This window comes from Pseudomonadota bacterium (assembly GCA_016719885.1).
GTDB lineage: Bacteria > Pseudomonadota > Gammaproteobacteria.
Genome location: JADJYF010000011.1, coordinates 96,830 through 116,342, shown reverse-complemented (window position 1 = coordinate 116,342; position 19,513 = coordinate 96,830). Strand labels below are relative to the sequence as shown.

At 65.5% G+C, this 19,513-nt stretch carries 16 protein-coding genes and 3 tRNA genes; 5 read left to right on the top strand and 14 right to left on the bottom strand.

All coding sequences use genetic code 11. The annotated features are described in order from the left end of the window. Positions 1-251: 251 nt before the first annotated feature. Complete coding sequence (locus tag IPM80_12860; protein ID MBK8959291.1) at positions 252-1,094, top strand: trypsin-like peptidase domain-containing protein; 843 nt, start codon at positions 252-254, stop codon at positions 1,092-1,094. Here IPM80_12860 and IPM80_12855 read toward each other — a convergent pair. The 4 genes from IPM80_12855 to gltX form a co-directional block, all read right to left on the bottom strand. Next, positions 1,083-1,478: an HIT family protein gene (locus IPM80_12855; protein ID MBK8959290.1), complete on the bottom strand. Its 396-nt coding sequence runs from the start codon at positions 1,476-1,478 to the stop codon at positions 1,083-1,085. The two genes, IPM80_12860 and IPM80_12855, sit on opposite strands and share 12 nt — an antisense overlap. A 342-nt stretch (positions 1,479-1,820) precedes the next feature. After that, a tRNA-Glu gene (locus tag IPM80_12850) sits at positions 1,821-1,896 on the bottom strand. A gap of 5 nt (positions 1,897-1,901) precedes the next feature. Further along, positions 1,902-1,977, bottom strand: a tRNA-Ala gene (locus tag IPM80_12845). 140 nt (positions 1,978-2,117) lie between these two features. Next, positions 2,118-3,530 carry a glutamate--tRNA ligase gene (gene gltX / locus IPM80_12840; GenBank protein MBK8959289.1) on the bottom strand — a complete coding sequence of 471 codons (1,413 nt, stop codon included), beginning with the start codon at positions 3,528-3,530 and terminating at the stop codon, positions 2,118-2,120. 104 nt (positions 3,531-3,634) lie between these two features. On the opposite strand from gltX, the gene IPM80_12835 reads away from it, so the two are divergent. Next, positions 3,635-3,709 (top strand) — tRNA-Val (locus IPM80_12835). A 231-nt stretch (positions 3,710-3,940) separates the two neighbouring features. Next, positions 3,941-5,350 carry a hypothetical protein gene (locus tag IPM80_12830; protein ID MBK8959288.1) on the top strand — a complete coding sequence of 470 codons (1,410 nt, stop codon included), beginning with the start codon at positions 3,941-3,943 and terminating at the stop codon, positions 5,348-5,350. Positions 5,351-5,446: 96 nt separating this feature from the next. On the opposite strand, the gene IPM80_12825 is transcribed toward IPM80_12830, so the two are convergent. The 10 genes from IPM80_12825 to IPM80_12780 all read right to left on the bottom strand — a co-directional run bounded on the left by IPM80_12825 (position 5,447) and on the right by IPM80_12780 (position 15,904). Beyond that, positions 5,447-6,145, bottom strand: a complete 699-nt coding sequence (locus IPM80_12825) for a Crp/Fnr family transcriptional regulator (GenBank protein ID MBK8959287.1) — start codon at positions 6,143-6,145, stop codon at positions 5,447-5,449. A 131-nt stretch (positions 6,146-6,276) separates the two neighbouring features. Further along, positions 6,277-8,196: a cytochrome b N-terminal domain-containing protein gene (locus tag IPM80_12820; GenBank protein MBK8959286.1), complete on the bottom strand. Its 1,920-nt coding sequence runs from the start codon at positions 8,194-8,196 to the stop codon at positions 6,277-6,279. Continuing rightward, entirely contained in the window at positions 8,196-9,602 is a 1,407-nt protein-coding gene (locus IPM80_12815; protein ID MBK8959285.1) for a cbb3-type cytochrome c oxidase subunit I, read from the bottom strand. The genes IPM80_12820 and IPM80_12815 overlap by 1 nt, the downstream gene beginning before the upstream one ends. Further along, positions 9,599-10,138, bottom strand: a complete 540-nt coding sequence (locus tag IPM80_12810) for a hypothetical protein (GenBank protein MBK8959284.1) — start codon at positions 10,136-10,138, stop codon at positions 9,599-9,601. The genes IPM80_12815 and IPM80_12810 overlap by 4 nt, the downstream gene beginning before the upstream one ends. After that, the gene (locus IPM80_12805) at positions 10,131-11,684 is read right to left on the bottom strand and encodes a hydrogenase iron-sulfur subunit (GenBank protein MBK8959283.1); all 1,554 of its coding nucleotides are present in this window, start codon (positions 11,682-11,684) and stop codon (positions 10,131-10,133) included. Before IPM80_12805 ends, IPM80_12810 begins: the two co-directional genes overlap by 8 nt. A 17-nt stretch (positions 11,685-11,701) precedes the next feature. Then, positions 11,702-12,538 carry an SCO family protein gene (locus IPM80_12800; GenBank protein MBK8959282.1) on the bottom strand — a complete coding sequence of 279 codons (837 nt, stop codon included), beginning with the start codon at positions 12,536-12,538 and terminating at the stop codon, positions 11,702-11,704. Then, entirely contained in the window at positions 12,522-13,418 is an 897-nt protein-coding gene (gene cyoE, locus IPM80_12795) for a protoheme IX farnesyltransferase (GenBank protein MBK8959281.1), read from the bottom strand. Before cyoE ends, IPM80_12800 begins: the two co-directional genes overlap by 17 nt. 28 nt (positions 13,419-13,446) lie before the next feature. Further along, positions 13,447-15,147: a cbb3-type cytochrome c oxidase subunit I gene (locus tag IPM80_12790; protein MBK8959280.1), complete on the bottom strand. Its 1,701-nt coding sequence runs from the start codon at positions 15,145-15,147 to the stop codon at positions 13,447-13,449. Between the two features lie 10 nt (positions 15,148-15,157). Further along, positions 15,158-15,697: a cytochrome C oxidase subunit II gene (locus IPM80_12785; GenBank protein MBK8959279.1), complete on the bottom strand. Its 540-nt coding sequence runs from the start codon at positions 15,695-15,697 to the stop codon at positions 15,158-15,160. Between the two features lie 36 nt (positions 15,698-15,733). Beyond that, positions 15,734-15,904 (bottom strand): hypothetical protein, encoded by a 171-nt coding sequence (locus IPM80_12780; protein MBK8959278.1) that lies wholly within the window; start codon positions 15,902-15,904, stop codon positions 15,734-15,736. Between the two features lie 389 nt (positions 15,905-16,293). Between IPM80_12780 and IPM80_12775 the strand changes: the two genes are divergently transcribed. Together IPM80_12775 and IPM80_12770 are read left to right on the top strand one after the other, a co-directional pair. After that, a complete protein-coding gene (locus tag IPM80_12775; protein ID MBK8959277.1) occupies positions 16,294-16,977 on the top strand; it encodes a hypothetical protein in 684 nt (227 codons plus the stop codon). 183 nt (positions 16,978-17,160) lie between these two features. Next, a complete protein-coding gene (locus IPM80_12770) occupies positions 17,161-19,347 on the top strand; it encodes a TonB-dependent receptor (protein ID MBK8959276.1) in 2,187 nt (728 codons plus the stop codon). Positions 19,348-19,513: the final 166 nt, after the last annotated feature.

Here is a 19,513-nt window from a genome sequence, read left to right as displayed (position 1 = left end):
GCGAACCTGTACCACCTGTGTAACTGGCCGGGGCGCCGGCCCTCGAGGTCGCGGCGCGGCGGGCTAGTGCCGCGCAGGGGCGCATCTTAATGGCCTCGGGCCAGAATCCCAAAGGTTTTTGACAAAAAACCTGCAAAGAACTGTGCGAAACGCGCCGCGATCCGGCGGCCCGCTGCCCCATTCCCGGCAAAACGGCCGACATCGGGCCACGCCGCCTGCCGCCCGGGGCTGACGGCGCGCGAGCCGGCGTTATGATGGGCCACCCAAGCGAGCCGGCCGCGCCCTTGTTCAACGTCAACCTGCATTCCTTCCGCGTCGCGCGGCTCGAAGTCTTCGCGCGCGATACCGCCGCGCCGCTAGGCGAGGCCACCGGCTTTTTCTGCCGCTTCCAGGGCCGCACCTTCCTGGTCACCAACTGGCACGTGGTGTCCGGCCGTCATTTCCAGACGCGCCAGGCCCTGCATCGCTCGCGCGCCCTGCCAGGTACTCTGACCGTGCATGCCCACGTGATGCGCGCTCGCGACACCGCCGGTGTGCCCTCGGCGTCGACCGCCTTTCGCATGCCCCTGCTCGGCGACGACGGCCGCCCGCGCTGGCACGAACATCCGCTGTTCGGTGCCGACATCGACGTCATCGCGCTCGACATCGGCGGCGCCCTGCCGCTCGGTACCGAGGTCTGCCCCATCGATCTCGAACGCGAACTGGCCGCCGAGGCGCGCCTGGCGGTGATGGACCAGGCCTTCGTCACCGGCTTTCCGCTGCGCGCCAGCACCACGCCCAACAGCCTGCCGATTTACAAGAGCGGCACCATCGCCTCGGAACCGGCGGTGTTCGATTCCCAACCACGCATCTACATCGACGGCAAGACCAAGACCGGCATGTCCGGCTCGCCGGTGATGGTCAAGCGCGGCCTCGGCGAGGGCCGCGCCAGCCACGACGACCTGCGCTTCATTGGCGTCTACTCGGGGCGCGATCGCCAAGAGCCCTCGGAGTTCGAAGCGGAACTCGGCATCGTGTGGCCGTTCCGCGAGTGCCTGCTGCCGATCCTGGAATCCTGCCTTAAGGAGCGCCTGCGTCCCGCCTCAGGGGGCTGAATCGGGCGCCGGCTTCCGTTTACGCGGAATGACGTTGCGCACGCCGCCCAGCGGGTCGGGACTGTCACCCGTATAGCGCGGGATCAAGTGCAGGTGGGCATGCCACACCGACTGGCCGCCCGCCTCTTCGCAGTTCACACCGAGATTGAAGCCCTGAGGTTGATGGCTGGCCTCGAGCAGGTCTTTGACCTCGCGCGCCAGCGCAAAACAGGCGGCGTATTCCTCGGGCGTGGTATCGAAGATGGTGCGCACATGGCGCTTCGGCACGATCAAGGTATGGCCGGGCGAGACCGGGTAGGCATCGGCGAAGGCCAGGGCCAGCTCGGACTCGGCGAGGATGGGCCGGTCGAGGTGGCAGAAGATGCAGGGTTTGGTGTCGGGCATGGATTCGGACCGATCTGTAGGAGCGAATTTATTCGCACATTAAAAACGGCGGCCTGAGCCATCGGCGTCATTTGCGCCGGTACGAGCTTGGCCGATGGCGGGATTACTCGGCCACAGTGTGGCCTCGCCCTTCGGGCCAGCGGCGCACAGCGCCGCTGTTCACCCGCAGCGCAAGCGCTGCGAGTGTGACTCGCCCGCGCTTGTTGCGCGTGCTCGCCCCTGCGGGGCGCCGCTACGCGGCGTCCAAACTCGCTTTGCGAGTTTGTCGAACCGTGGGGTTCTCTTCATCAACTAGGGGACGCCACATACAAAAACACCGGCATGAGCCGGTGTGTTTGTATGTGGCGTCCCCTAGGGGATTCGAACCCCTGTTGCCGCCGTGAAAGGGCAGTGTCCTAGGCCTCTAGACGAAGGGGACGGATTTGGTGGAGCTAGGCGGGATCGAACCGCTGACCTCTACAATGCCATTGTAGCGCTCTCCCAGCTGAGCTATAGCCCCGCGGATTCCGTGGCAGGTGTTACCACACACCTGCGGGAGTCGGTTTCGGAGGGTGAAATCGAGCGGCTAAGCGCTCGTAATTTCAGATCTTTACCGAATCCGTCAGAGGCCGCGCAGGGTACCGGGGGTGGGTGGGACTGTCAAGCCGGATCTGTGCGGGACGCGATGTATGCGAGCGCGCCATCGAGCCTCGTGATGCATTGCTCTCGGCCGACCAGTTGCAGGGTGATGTCGATCGCGGGTGAGGCGGCGAAGCCGGTCACGGCCACGCGCAGCGGCTGGGCGATTTTGCCGAGCTTCATGTCGTGGGCGGCGGCGACGCTTTCCACCAAGGCATGCAGACTCGCGGCCTGCCAAGGCTGGTGACCGAGCAGCCGATCGCGCAAGTCGCGCAAGGGCGTGGCAAGCGGTGGCGTCAGGTGCTTGGCCATCGCCTCCTCGTCCAGGCTGGTCAGTTCGCCGAAGAACGGGCGGCTCTTGTCCGCCATCTCGACCAAGGTCTTGGCGCGGGTGCGCTGCGCGTCGACCACCGCGGCGAGCTGCGCCGCATCGCCGGTGTCCAAGCCCGCCTGGTTGAAATACGGCCGCGCATGAGCGACCAGCTCATCCAGCGGCATGTGCTGGATGTAGTGCTGGTTCAGCCACAGCAGCTTGTCGAGATCGAAGGTCGCGGCGGACTTGTTGATGTCTTCGATATCGAAGGCCGCGATCATTTCTTCGCGCGAGAAGATCTCCTGATCGCCATGGGACCAGCCGAGCCGCGCGAGGTAGTTGAGCAAGGCCTGCGGCAGGATGCCGTCGTCGCGATAGGCCAGCACGCTCACCGCGCCGTGGCGTTTCGACAGCTTCTTGCCGTCGCTGCCGTTGATCATCGGAATATGCGCATAGACCGGACGCTTGGCGCCGATCGCCTCGAGAATGTGGATCTGTCGCGGCGTGTTGTTGAGATGATCGTCGCCGCGCACCACATGGGTGATGCCCATGTCGATGTCGTCCACCACCACCGAGAGGTGATAGGTCGGGCTGCCGTCGGAGCGCGCGATGATGAGGTCATCGAGTTCGCAGTTCTGGATGGTCACCGCGCCGCGCACGCGGTCGTCGATGACCACGGCGCCGTCCAGCGGTGTGGCGAGACGCACCACCGGCGGGTTGCCATTGTCGGGGTTGGGGTGATTGCGACACAGGCCGTCGTAACGCGGCTTGTCCTTGGCCGCCATCTGCGCGGCGCGCAGTTCGTCCAGACGCTCGCGACTGCAGTAACAGCGGTAGGCCTTGCCGCGCGCCAAGAGATCGTCGATGACTTCCTTGTAGCGATCGAAGCGCTGGGTCTGGTAGTACGGGCCCTCGTCGTAGTCGAGGCCCATCCAGGCCATGCCGTCCATGATCACATCGACCGCCGCCTGGGTGGAACGCTCGCGATCGGTATCCTCCATGCGCAGCACCATGCGGCCGCCGTGACGACGCGCGTACAGCCAGTTGTAGAGGGCGGTACGGGCGCTGCCGATATGCAGGTCGCCGGTCGGGCTGGGCGGAAAACGGGTGACGATGGTCATGAGGCGCGGCGCAGTCAGGATGGAATCGCCGGCATTATAGGGAATTGACCGGAAACGTTTGACCCTCCCGCGTCACCGCCCTAAAATCCGCCTTCCTCGATGAGGGGCGATTAGCTCAGCGGGAGAGCACTGCCTTCACACGGCAGGGGTCAGTGGTTCGATCCCACTATCGCCCACCAATTGATTCAACACGCCACGCACATCGCCTTCTCCCGCGTCCGCCACCGCCGCAGGAACAGCGCACAGCGGTGCATCATCGTGCTTGCATGAACCCGCCCTGCGCGCGGTGGAAAATACCTCGCCGCCGCTCCCCTTGACCTTCATCAATGCGCCTCTGCGCCTTCTTCTTCTAGCTTGGGCCTAGCGGCGGGGGCGTACATGCCCACCCACGTTGAAAGGGGCACGTGGTCATGGCCTGGTCCGCCGCATTGGAGACCGACATGAAGAACATCAAGAAATTCGGTGGCGTACTATTGTTCGCCCTCGGCGCAGCGACGGCATGGCCCGTGCTTGCGGCCCCCGCGGACAAGCCGGCGCCCGCCCCAGCGCCGCCTCCGACCGCTTCGGTACCGGTGATCCCGCATACCGATACGCTGGCCGGCATGTTTCGCGACGGCAAGCTGCTTCTGCATCTGCGCATGCGCTACGAAAACGCGGACGACGACGCGCGCCAGGAAGCGGTCGACGTCGGATCGCTGCGCACGGCCTTGGGCTTCCGCACCGCCAGCTTTCACGGCCTGTTCGGCCTCGCGGAAGTGGAAGACGTGCTCGCGGTCGGCACCTATGACGACGGCGGCACCAACCGGCGCATGGCGCCGCGCTATTCGGCGGTGGTCGATCCGGAAGGCGTGGAATTGAACCAGGCCTATGTCGGCATCGACGCCATCCCGCACACCGTCATCCAGGCCGGCCGCCAGTTAATCCTCGACCGCGATGCGCCTTTCCATCGCTACCTCGGCAACGTGTTGTGGCGCCAGAACTGGCAGACCTTCGATGCAGTCAGCGTCGCCAACAACTCCCTGCCCGATACCGTGGTCCGCTTCTGGTACACCTGGAACGTCAATCGCATTTTCGGCGAAGGCCACCCGACCCGCGGTTTCGACGACGAAGGCCTGAACGGCTACCTCGGCAACGTGGTCTACACCGGCCTGCCCTTCGGTCGCCTGGAGTTCTATGCCTACCTGCTCGATTTCGAACGCAGCGTGGTGCCGGCCATTCGCTCGTTCTATCCGTCCACCCAGACCTATGGCGCACGCTTCGACGGCAAGTACGCGCTCAATCCCAAGTTCGATGTGTTGTACATCGCCGAGGGCGCCTGGCAGGGTGATTTCTCCCATAACCCGACCGGCAACATCGACCAGCCGTTCCTGTGGGGCATGCTCGGTGGCAGCTACAAGCTTGGTGGCGTCGTGCAGTCGGTGACCATGAAGGCCAGCGTGGAATTCCTGGGCGGCGACGGCGGCGCGAACCGCTTCACCGCCCCGCTCGCCACCGGTCATGCCTTCCAGGGCTGGGCCGATCGCTTTCTGAATACGCCTGGCGACGGCATCCAGGATGTCTATCTCACTTTCCAGGCCGTGGTGTTGGGCGCCAATTTCATGATCGAGCACCACTGGTTCGATTCGGACAATGGCAGCTACAGCTACGGTCACGAACTCGACGTGCAGTTGACCAAGACCTTCCTGACCAAGTACACCGCCGGCATCAAGTACGCCGACTACGACGCCGATCAAAACGCGCACAACATCGCGCGCAACAGCGGCTCGGGCCAGGCGTTCGACCTGCGCAAGGTGTGGGTGTGGCTGGAGTATCGCTACTGATGATCGAAAGCCCTGCAGGCGCGAATCGCTTCGCGCCTGCAGGGCTTTGCCGTCGTGCCCGACAGCGGTCGCGACGGTTTCCGCCGCAGCCTTACTTCACGGCTGAACCAAGCGCCGCAAACCGGTCACATCCTTGACCACGATGCTCGAGCCTTCGCTTGCCACCAGGCCTTCGTCGCGCAGCCGCGCGAGTATGCGCGAGAAAGTTTCCGGTTGAATTGACAACCGCGAGGCAATCACCACCTTCGGCGTCACGAGCCGGATATCGCTGCCCGGTTCGGAATTCGCGCCGTCCGGCAGGCGTGACAACAGGTAAGACGCGAGCCGGTGAGTGGCGTTGTGCAGCGTCAGTTCGTCTATCTGCAGCACCAGTTCGCGCAGGCGCACGCTCATCACCGCCATGACGCGAAAGCAGGTCTCGGGGGAATTGCGCAGCAGCTTCTTGATCACTTCGCCGGGCAGCGCCAGCACCCTGCTCTCTTCAATGCCGATAGCGCTCACCGGGTAACCGCCGGGCGCCTCCATGAACAATGCGGCCTCGGCGAAGGTCTGGCCCGCACGCACCACCGAGATGACTTTCTCGTCGCCGTCGAAGGACGAACGGGTGAGCTTCAACTGCCCGCGCTGCAGGTAGAAGAAATTGACGGCCGGATCGCCGTTACGGAACAGCGGCTGGCCGCGTCGCAGTTCGACGACACCGGTGTGGCGGGCGATCAGGTTCAATTGTTCTTCATCGAGCCCGGCGAACAGCGGCAGACCGCGGATCTCGTCGGGATTGACCTGTTTCGTCGTCATGTCATCAGTTCCGCTGGGGTCGGCGCGCCCCACGGTAGTGCAATCTTCCCGCGAAGCAAAGTGGGTCGTGCCTTCGTGGCGCGACGGCGCGACGCCAGGCGAGGCCGTGGGCGGGCGCGAATCCCCGCCGCTCATGGCCGCTCCCCGTGGGTGGCGTGGGCGGGCAGAAAGGCATCGGAATAGCAGGCGTTCTCGTCCAGGCCTTGCGCCACGAAGGCCGGCACGGCGCTTTCGATCATGTTGAGCGAGCCACACGCGTAGAGCTCGTAGCCGCGCATGTCGGGAAAGTCTTCCAGCATGGCCGCGTGCACCAGGCCGCGCCGCCCCGTCCAACCATCGTCTGCCGCCGGCGCCGACAATACCGGCACGAAATGAAAGTTGGCATGCTCGGCGGCCCAGCGCTCGGCCACTGCCGCCATGTAGAGATCGGCCCGCGAGCGCACGCCCCAGTACAGGTACATGGGCCGCTCGATGCCACGCGCGAAGGCATCTTCGAGAATGCTCTTGATCGGCGCGAAACCGGTGGCGCCGGCGATAAACAGGATGGGGCTGGTGCCCTCATGCAGGGCAAAGCGCCCGAAGGGTCCCTCGAAGTTCAGCGTGTCACCGACGCGCAGACGCTCGAAAGCGTACTCGGTGAAGCGTCCGCCCTCGACCCGCCGCACGTGCAATTCGATACGCGCGTTTTCGTGGGGAGCATTGGCAAAGGAATAGGAACGCGTCGCGCCGTCGTCGAGCACGATATTGATGTACTGACCGGCGGTGAAAGCAAGTCGCCGATCGCCTTCCAGCGTCAACCACAGGCGGCGCACATCCGGCGCCAGCGTGTCGATGCCGCTGACCGTCGCGTGCAGGACCGGCCCGTCGCCGGCCGCGCCAGGCGTCAGCAGGGTGTCGACGTCGATTTCAATTTCGACATCCTCCTCGGCGGTGGCGCAGCACATGAGCGTCTGACCGCGTGCGCGCATCGCCGCGCTCAGGGCCGAGGGCTGGTAGTTGCCATGATCGACACGGCCATTCAACACCGTGCATACGCACACACCGCAACCACCGGCGCGGCATTCGTAGGGCAGTTTGAGGCCGGCACGCAGGCCCGCCTCGAGCAGCGTCTCACCACTGCGGGTGGTGACGGTCGCGGCGCCCGGATGCAGCGTGAGCTGGAATGCATTGGCGGCGGCGGCGCGACGCGGCGGCAGCCAGGGCGCGAGCAGCAACACCGTGCTCGCGCCGATCACCAGGGCCCACACCTTGCCTATCGGCCACACGTACACCAGCGGGTAGAGCGCGAGCAGGAACCAGTCGAAGTCGAGCACCACCGGTGCGCTGTCGAGCTGCGCCGCGCCACCCTGGCTGAGCACCGGTCGCAACAGGGCCAACACCACCAGCATCACCACCACGCTGACGGCGATAGCGCGCGGCGGCTGGGTGCGCGCCTTGGGCACACGCTGCACATGCACCCACATCAACAGCAAGACCAGCAGCGGCACGCCGATGTGAATGAAGACCAGCAGCGAGAACAGTCGGTTGCTCACGCTGTGGTCGTAAATGAAATTGCGGATTAAGGTGCCGCCGAAACCCGGCAGCCAGTCCAGCCATTCGAAGCTCGCCTGGGTGACGAATTGCGCGAGCTTGTCCCATGGCAGCATGTAGCCATTGACGCCCGCCGCGAACACCAGCCACAAGAGCACCACGCCGGTCACCCACGAAAACCAGCGGAAACCGCGCAGTCGATCGAAGGCCCAGTAGCGCGCGAGGTGAATGAGCATGGTGACGACCATGGCGTCCGATGCGTAGCGATGCACGCTGCGCAATATGCCGCCGGCGAACCACTGTTGGTGGGTCAGCGCATCGACCGAGCGATAGGCGCCCTCGACGCTGGTATCGAAGCACGCGTAGAGATACAGACCACTGCCGACCACCAGCCAGAACAGGAAGAAGGCCAAGGCGCCGAGATGATAGAAGGGGTTCAGCTTGTCGCCGAAGGCGCGGTTGAACAAGGCCTCGGCGCGCATGAAGCACGCCCGCAACAATGGCCGGGCTCCGTAGGCCATCAACGGCGACCGTCACGCAGCGCGCGCCACGCCACGACCACGAACAGCAGGCCGCCGACGATTGCAACCAGGCCGCCGAGTCCCATGAGGCCCATGCCGAAGATCTCGCCGGGACTGCGCAAGACCTGTTCGGCGCCGGCCACCTTGCGCTGCACGCCGTAGCCACCGGACCACACCAGGCCGACGATGTGCATGAGCTGGCCCAAGCCATACAGGTAGGGCTGACTGACCGCCAGCCGCCCGCGCGGCGTGCCATAGCCGAGTTGCGGCAGCAGGTGATAGACCAAGCCCATGATGGCGAGCGTCACGCCGACGATGCAGCCATGGTAATGGGCCGGGATCTTGACGTTGCTGCCGCTGATGGCCAGCGCGATGAGTCCTCCGGCCGCGAACAGCGCGATGGACGAGAACAGCGCCGCGCGCAGCGGCCGCGCGGCCTCGCTCACCGTTTTGCGTTCGCGGAAGGCCAACACCACCGCCAGCGCGACCGGGAAAATCGCCATGCCGCCGCCGACACGCATGCCGATGGTATGGAGTTGCCGATGCGCGACCGACAGCACATCGGCGGCCAGGTAGGCGTAGAGCGTGATGAAGACCGGTGCCAGCGCGATGACGAACAGCAACAGGCTGACCCGCGCGCTCAAGGCCAGGCGCGCGCCGCAAGCGTCGGCCAGCCACAACCACGCCACCAGCAGCAGCAGCGTCCAGGTGTATTGCAGCGCATGGCCGCCGCCCCAGAACAGGATCTCCCAGTAGGCCTTGCTGTCCAGCGCCAGCGGCACCGCCGCCAGCGACCAGCCGAAGGCCAGCAAGGCCACCGCGGTGGCGACGGCCGCGGCATACAGCCCGAAACGCAGCGCCGCCGCGCCATCGAAGCGCGCATCGAGAAGCGACATGCACAGCAGCGTGCGTACCACCAGTACCAGTGCCGCCACGCCGAACACCACGAGCCCGGCCAGGAACAACGGCGATTCCAGTACAGGAATGTAATTGGCCATGACCGGATTGCCCGGCGCGAGAAACGGCGCCAGCACCATCATCGCCGTCGCGAGCGCGGCGAGTGTCAGCGCGCACCATCCCCACGCCTGGCCGCGCGCCGAGGTCTGGGTGCTCCACAACATGCCGGCAATCGCCACGAACCACACCAACACCGACAGGTCGACATGCACCACCAGCGCCGTGCGAAAGAAATCGATGCCGGGCAGGGCTGCGTTGATGCCGGGCGTGCGCGCCAGCACCAGCAGGATGGAGAACAGGCCAGAACCGACCAGCGCGCCGAGACCCAGCCACAGCCAGCCGCGGGCCAGGGCCTTCGCGCCGGCGCTGACCGCCAAGCGGTAGTGGTTGTCCGCTGCCATCGGTGTACTGTCGTCGGCATACAAATGCGAGCGAATGAGGGTGTTCATTTGAGGGTGATCGCTCCATGTTGCGCATCGAAATCAATGACCAGCACCTGGGCCGGCGCGAGCGTGATGCGGCGTTCCGCGTGGTAGGCGAAGACCTCGCCGCGCGCATCGTCACGAAGGCGTACCGCGATGGCGCGCTCGCCGGCCGCGACCGGCAAGCGCGCGTAGATGGCCGACGCGCCATCGCCGGACAGGCCCGAAGGCGGGGCCGTGATGCGCGCCGCCGCTGCGCCGTCGATGTCGAGCTCGACCACCACCGGCGAACGTTCGCGCGGACAGCTGACCGGCGCGCGCATGTTGGGCGGCAGCGCCGCCAGTTCCTCGGCACTCAGTTGGTGGCAATCGCTGACCGGTTTGCCGGTATGCACGACGCTCAGCTTGATGACCGCGGTATCGGGCGGCAGATGCCGGTAGGGCGGCCAGTGCGAGAACACGCCGATGACGAGCGCGAACAAGCCGTACAACAGCGCCTGCCCCAGCCACGCGCGCCAGCCGAGGGCATCGGTATCCTTGGCCAAGCCGTCGAGCTCAGCCATGGGATGCCTCCGTACCGCTCGCCGCGTGCGTGACGTCGGCCGCGATGCCGCGGCGCAATTCATTCAACGCGACGGCCAGGCGCCCTTCTTCGCCGCGCTCCGCCATCACGATTTCGACATGCTTGCGCGACACGCTCGCGCGTAAGCGCGGTTCGCGTCGCGCGGCCAGGCGCGCGCGGCTCCAGCGCGCGCCGAGGCGGAATTCACAGCCGAGTTCATGGCAACTCGCCACCAGCACGGCCGCCGCGCCATCGTGCAAGGCATATTCGACGAAGGCCGGCGCGAGCTGGCCGCTGCAGAGCAAGGGCAGCACCAGCACATCGGGCGCGGCCACGCGCGTGCTGTCGGCGCCGCGCGCGCAGGCGAACAACACGATGGGCCGCGGTGCGGCGATGTCGCGCAGTCCCGTCGTCAGGCGCCGGCGCAAGGTGTCGACGGTCAAGGCAGGCATGTCGATGCCGTTGATGAGCGCCGTCACGCTGCGAAACGGCGTCGCCGACGGACAGGCGCCGGCACAGATGCCACAGCCCGCGCACAGCGCGGCATCGACCTCCGCCAGTTCGCGACCATGCCCGACATCGGGATGGGGAATCATGCTGACCGCGCCGTAGGGACAATCGGCGAAGCAGCGACGGCAGCCATTGCAGTTGCCGGCATCGACCACCGCCACGGATGGCGACGGCCCGCCGCGCAACCACGGCAAGGCCATCAACAGCGCGAACGGCGCAAGCACCAGCGTCCAGGTGAATGCTGACGAACTTGCGTACATCAGCGGATGCAACCACAGCACCAGCCAGTCAAAACTCAAGGCCGGCGAGACGCGTGCGAGGTTCGCCGCGCCGAGTTCGGTGACTGGCGCGGCCACGGCCAGCGTCGTCAGCGTCAACACCGTGCCCAGCGCGAGCCTGCGCGTCGGCCACACCACCGCATGGCTCATGCGTTGCAAATGCAACCACGCGCCGAGCAGCAGCAGCAGCGATGCACCGATATGCACGAACACGAACAACGAGAACAGGCGATCGCTGACCGCGGCCGCCGACAGGAAATTGCGCGCCAGCGGCTGCGCCAGCAGCGGCAGACCATCCAGCCACTCGGCGGTGGCGATGGCGGAGAATTGCCCGAGCTCGTCCCAGTTCAGCCAGAAGCCACCGATGGCGCACACGGCAATGAGCGGCAGCAGCACGCAACCCGTCCACCACGAGAAGCGCCGGAAGTGACGCCAGCGACCATGCAAGAGCTCGCGCAACAGGTGCAGGACCGTGAGAATGACGAAGGCATCGGTCGCATAGCGATGCACGCTGTGCATGAGTGCGCCGACGGACCAGCGCGCCTGGGTCAGGCGCGCCACCGAGGCGTGGGCGCCGGCGACCGAGGTATCAAACACCGCGTACAGCCACACCCCGCTCACCACCAGCAGCGCAAAGCTCAGGAACAGCAGCGCGCCCAGCAGGCGCAGGGGATTGGCGCTGGCCCCAAAGACACGGTCGAAGCCCTGTTCCAACCACCGCCAGGCGGCGTTTCCTGACGGGGCGATGGTCTCGATCATGGGTGGTCAACGACGATTCATGTTTGGATCTCGGCGACCGCCGTGGCGGACGGGTGCGGCCGACGTTCGCGCCACAGGTAGATGCCGACGGTCAGGAAGAACGCCAGCCCGCTCACCACCTGCAGCAGCAAGGACCAGTTGTAGCGGTATTGGCCGGTGTCGGGGTCATAGACCGTGCACAACAGGCGCACGCGCTCGAGCAAGGATGTCGACCCGGCGGCGGCGGACACCGGCGTCGACAACAGCAGTTCGCGCAGGGGCTCGCCCAGTGCTTCGGCGTTCAAGCGTTCACCGTAAACCTGGCGGTAGATGCGGCCGTTGGCATCGACCACCGTCACGCCGACGACATGTTCGAAACCGGCCGGCGTTTCCGTGTAGGAAAAGCCGTAGGCGCGCGCGAGGTCCGCGACGATGCGCGCGTGGGGACTCAGAAACTGCCAGTTCGGATAGTCGATGCGATGTTGGGCCGCGAAGGCGCCGAGCGCCTGCGGGCTGTCGAATGGCTGGTTGAAGCCGATGCTGACCACGTTGAACTGATCGGGACCGAGCATGCGGTCGAGGCCGCGCACCGCCTCGTGCAAAGTGCGGGTCTGGGTCGGGCAGACCGTGAAACAGCCGGTGTAGATGAAGCTGACCAGTAACGGTTTGCCGCGCAGGCTCGCCAGGCGCACGGGCCGCTCGCGGGTATCGAGCAAGGTGAAATCCGCTGGTTGGCTGCCGAGCACGGCCTGGCTGGCGGTCAGCGCCGCCTCGGCATCGAGCTTGGGCACGCCGAGTGCGTGCACCGCCGGTGCGCACAGTGCTGCCAGCAGCAGCAGTACCAGACTCCCTGCCGTGTCAGTGCACCAGCGCATCGAGTGCCACACCACCGATCAGCACCGCGAGTTGCACCATGGAGGCGAAGAACGCGGCCATGGCGGTATCGCGCGCGGGATTGCGCGCCAGCGCGCGGGTTTTGTAGACGAACCATGCGCCGCCGATGGTCGCCGCCAGCAGGTAGCAAAGTCCGGCGCCGAAGGCCGCCGGCAGCAAGGATACCGCCACCAGCGCGACGGCATTCCAGTGCACGATGCGCGCCGCGCGTGGCACGCCGACCACCACCGGCAACATCGGCACGTCAGCGGCCGCGTAGTCCGCGCAGTTGGCGATGGCGAGACTCCAGAAATGCGGCGGCGTCCACAGGAACAGGATCAACGCAAGCAGCAAGGGCAGCACGCCGAGCTGCGGATCGGCCGCCGCCGCGCCGGTCAGGACCGCGAAGCTGCCGGCCAAGCCGCCGAACACGATGTTGAGCCAGGTACGGCGCTTCAGGGCCACGGTGTAGACCACCCCGTAGGTGAAGGCGCCGAGGAACAGGAACACCGCGGCCGTACCATTCAGCACCGCCCAGGTGGTCGCAACCGCCAGCGCCAGCAGGCCGACAATCACGCCCATCCAGGCCGGGCCGGCACGCAGCGCGCCGCTCGCGAAGGCACGGTTGCGGGTGCGCACCATGCGCCGGTCGCTGTCGGCTTCGACGAACTGGTTGAATGCCCCCGAACTCGCCGAGGCGACAAACACCGCGAGCGCCATCACCAGCACGCGCCAGGCCGCCGGCGCGGGGGCCGGCGCTATGGCCAGCCCCGCCAGCGCAGTCAGCATGATCAGCATGCCGATGCGCAGCTTGAACACGCCGGCCACCAGCCGCCAACGCGGCTGGTCGTCGACTGATAAGGCCATGGGTGCGCTGTTCATGGAGATCCCCCGCGTCAGTGACCGGTGCTCAACTCAAACCCCACAGGGTCGAGAGGTACTTCCAGTTGATGAAGTAGTAGAGGACGAAGGAGATCAGGAACACCATCGCCAGCGCAAAGGTACCGGGGGCGGCAAAGCCCGCCGAGCCATAGGTCTGGGCAATGGCGGTCGGCGCCGCGCGCGCCACCGGCACGAAGCGCGCGCTGACTTCGCCGTCCTCGAGCCGGCGGCCCCACAGCAGCGACCCGACCGTGATGAAGATGTAGATCGCGCCACCCAGGATGGCCGCCACACCGGCGACGCCCACCAGCCCCATCATGAGATAGGCCGCGCCCGGCCACTCATAGGCGAGCGGCGAACCGCCGAAGGCCATGTCCCAATGGCGGCGTTCGACGCCCAAGGTACCGGCGCCCATCATCACCAGGCAGAAGAAATACATCGAGAAGCCGAACAGGTAGGGCTGCCACTTGGCGAGTCCCGGCGCGATCATCTCGCGCTTGAACAGCACCGGGATCAGGTAGTAGGTCAGCGCCATGAAGGTCAGCGTGGTGCCTATCACCACCGTGGCATGGAAATGACCAGGCACGTAGATGGTGTTGTGGATGATCATGTTGAGCTGCTCGGTGCCCATCATCACGCCCGAGATGCCGCCCAGGAAGCCGAAGCCGATGATGGCAATGAACACGCCGGAGAAGGTCGGGTTGCCCCACGGCGCCTTGCGCAGCCATTCGAACAGGCCCTTGGTATAGCCCTTGCGCCGCTGCGCCACTTCCATCGCACCCGGGATGGTCAGGCCGTGAATCATCGAGGCCAGCACCGCGAAATACATGAAGTAGCTGGTGTTGACCACTTTCCACGGCGTCGACAGGCCCGGGTCGGCGAGCAGGTGATGCGCGCTGGCCAGCTGCAGGAACAGGATGTACAGCAGGAAGGCCATGCGACTGACGCGCTCGCTCATCGGTTTGGCGCCGAACGCCACGGCGGCGACCAGGTACCACACCGATATATGCGCGGCGACGTTGATCTGCTGCGAGGAATGCCCGAAAGCCCACCACACCGTGCGATACACCAGCGCATCGACTTCGTGCACGATGCCCAGCGCTTTCAGCCAGGTCGGGATCAGGATGATGGCGCCCGAACTGATGGTGAACACCGCGATGATGGCCGCCGTGATGGCGCCGAAGGTCACCAGCGGCACCGAACCTTCATAGGTCTTTTCGCGTTTCGCCACCACCAGCGTGCCGAAGAACACGAAGCAGGCGATGAGCGCCCCCACCGCGAACAGGATGAGGCCCAGGTAGAAATTGGGCTCGGCCATCATCGGCACGTAGGACGTCATCATCACGCTCGAGGCGCCGCGAAAGACCGTGACATTGTTCAGCACCGAGCCGATCAGCATCAGCGCAAAGGCGAGCCAGGCGACACGTGGCGTGGCGAGTCGACAACGCAGCAAGCTCGACGAGGCGAAGTACAGCACCGCGACTTCGAAGAAGATGATCCAGAAGATCAGCATGTCGATACCGTGGGCGGTCAACACCATGTAGAACTTGTCGGCTGGCAGCCAATGCACGGCCGGCCAGCGCGTCAGCACCACGCCGACGGCGAGAATGCCACCGATCAGCAGCCACACCACGCCGATGAAGGCGTTGGCCTTCATGAGCGCTTCGGCGTTCTTCTCGAACTGCAGACCGGACCGTGGACAGGTGCGATAAGTGGTTGCGATGCTCATCGTACTCTCCTCACTTGACATACAGCCGGCTGACCATCGCATGATGGCCAATGCCGCAGAATTCGTTACACACCACCGAATATTGCCCGGATTGATTGGGCGTGATGGTCACCACGTGCTCATAACCCGGCACGACCTGGATATTGATGTTGGCCGGTTGCAGCGAGAACCCGTGGTTGTAGTCCATCGAGCTCAGGTGCAGGCGGTAGGTCTTGCCGTTCTCCAGTTCCAGGATCGGCCAGAAGCTCCATAGGCGCGCGACCAGGAAGATGTCGCTGCCGGGCGGCGCCGCGACCACCGGGATTTTCTGATCGGTTTCGGTGCGCACCGTGTATTTGTCGACCATCGCCTGCACCTTGGCGGTGTATTGCTCGGCGGTGGTCCGGTAGGTCTCGGTGGAGAGATTCTGTTTGCCCCAGATATGCCAGCCGATCATCATGAAGAACATGATCAGGCACCAGGTCAGCGCTATCGCTATCCAGGTGCCCTCGACGCGGTCTATCGGGTGCTTGTACCAGACTCGTTCCGACGGGGGGAGTATCGCGCTCATCGTTGCAATCCTCTTGGCTGCTGGTGGAAGCGATGCTTACTTGCTGACCGGCACGCTGAGAATGTCGATGACGCCCCACAGGTTGTAGAGCACCATCGGGATCAGCACCCCGAGGAACAGCAGCATGAACGGGTTGTCCAGCAGCTGCTGCATGAAGGGCACGGGGCCGTGTCCGTCATCTCCATGATCGTCTGGGTGATCGCTCATCGGTCTGTTCCTCCACTGCGGGCACATTGTTGGGATATCCAATCGCGCAGCCACGCACGATGCCGTGTCCATGGCTGCTGATTGGAGTCGTATGCCGATAGTGCGGAAATGCGTCGCAACAATGCCTTGACTTAGCTCAAGGGTGCTCACGTCTTCAAGCGTGTTTGCACAGGACGTTGCGTCGTGACGACGCCGCACTTCGCCTATGATGTTAGGCAGGCTAATCGCAGTTCTCAAGCACGATGCTGTCCGCCCGTCGCCATCACACCGTCCAGGCGTTGGCCTGGACGCTGGTCATGCTCATGCTCGTCGTCATCGGCGTCAGCGCCTGGTTGCGCCTCGCGCAGCCGCGCGCGACCTGCGACATCTGGCCGCTGTGCAGAGCGGTCATGACGACCCCTGCGACCCTGCACGCGAGCGCCAGCGCCGAACAATTGCGCCCGGCACGCGCCGTGCACCGCGTGGCCGCCTCCTCCGCGCTGCTGGTGATACTGGTGCTGCTGGTCGTGGCCCTGGCGCGGCCACCACGCGATCGCGACACGGCGCGCGCGGCCTGGCTACTGCTGCTGCTGGCCGTGGCGCTGTCGGTGCTCGGCATCGCCAGCGCCGGCTCGCGCGCGCTGCCGGTGGTGTTCGGCAACCTGTTCGGTGGCTACGCGATGCTGGCGGTCGCCTTCGGCATCACGCGCACGCAGGCAGTGGACGATGCCCGCACCGCGCAGCGCCTTGCCCGCGATGCGCGCCTGGGTGTGCTGCTATGGGCCATGCAGATCGCGCTCGGTGCGACCGCCGGCGCGGGCGCGCCGACAGCAGCGGCCTTCGTGCACCTGGGCCTGGCGATCGTCGCCGCGGGCTGGGCGATGCGCGTGGCCCGGCAGGCACGCGCGGCAGGTCTCGCCTTCGAGGCGCGCCTGCTCAAGACACTCGCGCTTGCGCAATGGCTCATCGGCGCCAGTGCCGCATGGCTCGGCGCACCCGCCGCGCTGCTGGTGGCGCACGATGTGTGCGCCGCTGGCGGCGTGGCCTTGATGTTCGGCATGCGACGACGCCACGCGCATACAGCCAGCGCTTGAAGTCGATGGCGGTTCGCTCGCGATGCAAACCATGATCGAAATCATGTAAGCGCTCGCGTCACGATAGATCCTTTCCGCGCAGGTGATGCCAACGCGCCCCACGGGCACGTCGACGCGGTTGCCAAGCGCGCGTTGCGTTGCCGACCATACTCAATCAACGCAATGAGTCGCCGGAGCGAAGACATGGATCTCAAATACCCGATAACACTGCGATGCTGCGCGGCATTCGCACTGCTCGCACCATGGGGCGCGCAGGCCGCGAGCGCCGACGCGCCCAGCCACCTCGAGGAAATCGTGGTGGTCGGCGCCAAGACCGAAAGACCGCGCTGGACGGTGCCGGCGCCGGTCACGGTCATCACGCAGGAGCGCCTGGCGATGGAACAGGCGCAGGGCCTCGGCGACATATCGCGCTACGAGGCAAGCCTGGAAAGCGACGTCGACACCCCGCGCTTTGGCGCGACCGGCTTGAGCATTCGCGGCATAGGCGGCAATCGCGTGGCACTGGAGTTCGATGGCGTGCCGCTGCCGCAGCAGTTCAATGTCGGCAATTTTGCCGACAGCAGCCGCTTGAGCCTTGACCCCGCGATCATCAAGCGCATCGAGATCCTGCGCGGCCCGGCCTCGGCGCTGTACGGCTCCGATGCGCTCGGCGGCGTGATGGTGATTGACTCGGTCGACGGTCGCGACCTGGTGGCACCCGGGCGCACTCACTACGTGTGTGGTAATGCCGGATATTTCGGCGGCAATGACAGTGCCATGGGCCAAGGCACCTACGCCTATGCGCAAGCCAGCGACGCGCTCGTGACATCCTTCAGCTATCGCAGCGGCGACGAGCCGGACAACCGCGCGCGCGGCGTGGCCGACGACCGCGTCGATTTCTACCAATGGCAGTCGTTCAGCAAATGGACCCACGACTTCAGTAACGGCAGCACGCTGCGCACCTCGCTCGACTACTTTCGTCGCGCCGCCGACAGCGATCTGCATGCCCTGCTCGGCTTTGGGCGATTCGCCACCACCAGTCGTCTCGGCGGCGATGACCAGCAGGACCGCTGGCGCACGGCCGTGACCTATACGCTGCCGCGCATCGGCTGGATGGACGAAGGCAGCGTGACGCTCTATCGCCAGGACGACAGCACGCGCCAGTTCACCGACGAGGAGCGCCTCGGACCGACCGGCCACGCGCTGTTTCTCGAGCGCAATTTCAAGCTGCGCGAGCGCGGCTACGGCGGTGAAATGCGAACACGCTGGAATTTCGTCACCGGCCCCCTCGAGCACGTGCTGGTGTCGGGCGTCGAGTGGGACGATTCGCGCCTGACCGAATCGCGTACCGGCCTGTCCACCGACCGCGTCACCGGCATCGCCAGCACGACCTTGCTCGGCGAGCGCTTTCCGCTGCGCGACATGCCGGTCTCGGATTCCACCGAGGTCGGTGTGTACGGCCAGGACGAAATCATCCTCGGCCGCGTCAGCATCGTGCCGGCGCTGCGCTGGGATCACTTCGACCTCAATGCCAAGACCGACAGCATATTCACCGACCAGTCACGCATGACAGATCTCGAGGACGACGATCTCACGCTGCGCCTGGGCGCCACCTGGCGGGTGGTGGATGCGCTGGCGCTGTACGCCAATTACGCCGAAGGCTTTCGCGCGCCGCCCGCCGCTGATGTCAATCTCTATCTCGATCTCGCCGCGCTCAACGTGCGCGCACTGCCCAATCCCGATCTGAAGCCCGAACGATCACGCAATGCCGAAGCCGGCTTTCGCTTCGACTGGCGCGGCACGCGCTTCGAGGCCGGCGCCTACTATGCGCGTTACGAGGATTTCATCGAGAGCCGCGCGCGACTCGGCGTCGATCCGGTGAGCGGCGCGCAATTGTTCCAATCGCGCAATCTCGCCGAAGCCAGCATCTACGGCGTGGAGGCGGAATTCGAACAGCAGCTCGGCGCGCTGTGGCCGCGCCTGGAAGATTTCCGGCTGGCCTCCAGCATGCACTGGGCGCACGGCACCAACGAAGTCAGCAAGCAGCCGCTCAACACCGTCACGCCGATGAAGGCGCTGTTCTCGTTGCGCTGGCAACCCTCCGCGTGGCCGTTCGCGGCCGACTTGCACGTCACCCACTACGCGCATCAGAACCGCACGGATTTCAGCACCGCGCCGTTCTTCGTACCGCCGGCACGCACGGTGGTCGACCTCATCATGCATTGGGCGCCGAGTCCCCATGCGAGCTGCCATCTCGGTCTGTACAACCTTGGCAATCAGCGGGTGTGGTCCTATGCCGAGGTACGGCGCCTGGCGCCGGACGACCCGCGAGTCGAGATCGCGAGCTGGCCGGGAGTGCATGCCAATTTCACCGTCAACCTGCGTTATTGAGCGGCGACGGGTGCAGCTTGATATTGATCAAGGAACAAATGCACTGCTATTACCTTTAATGACGACAGGTTATTTTTTTTGTGAACCATGGGGGTGCGAAATGAGAGCAAGAAAGGCATTGAGGGCAGTGGGGGCGGGGTGCGTGATGGGCGCGCTGTCGCTCGTC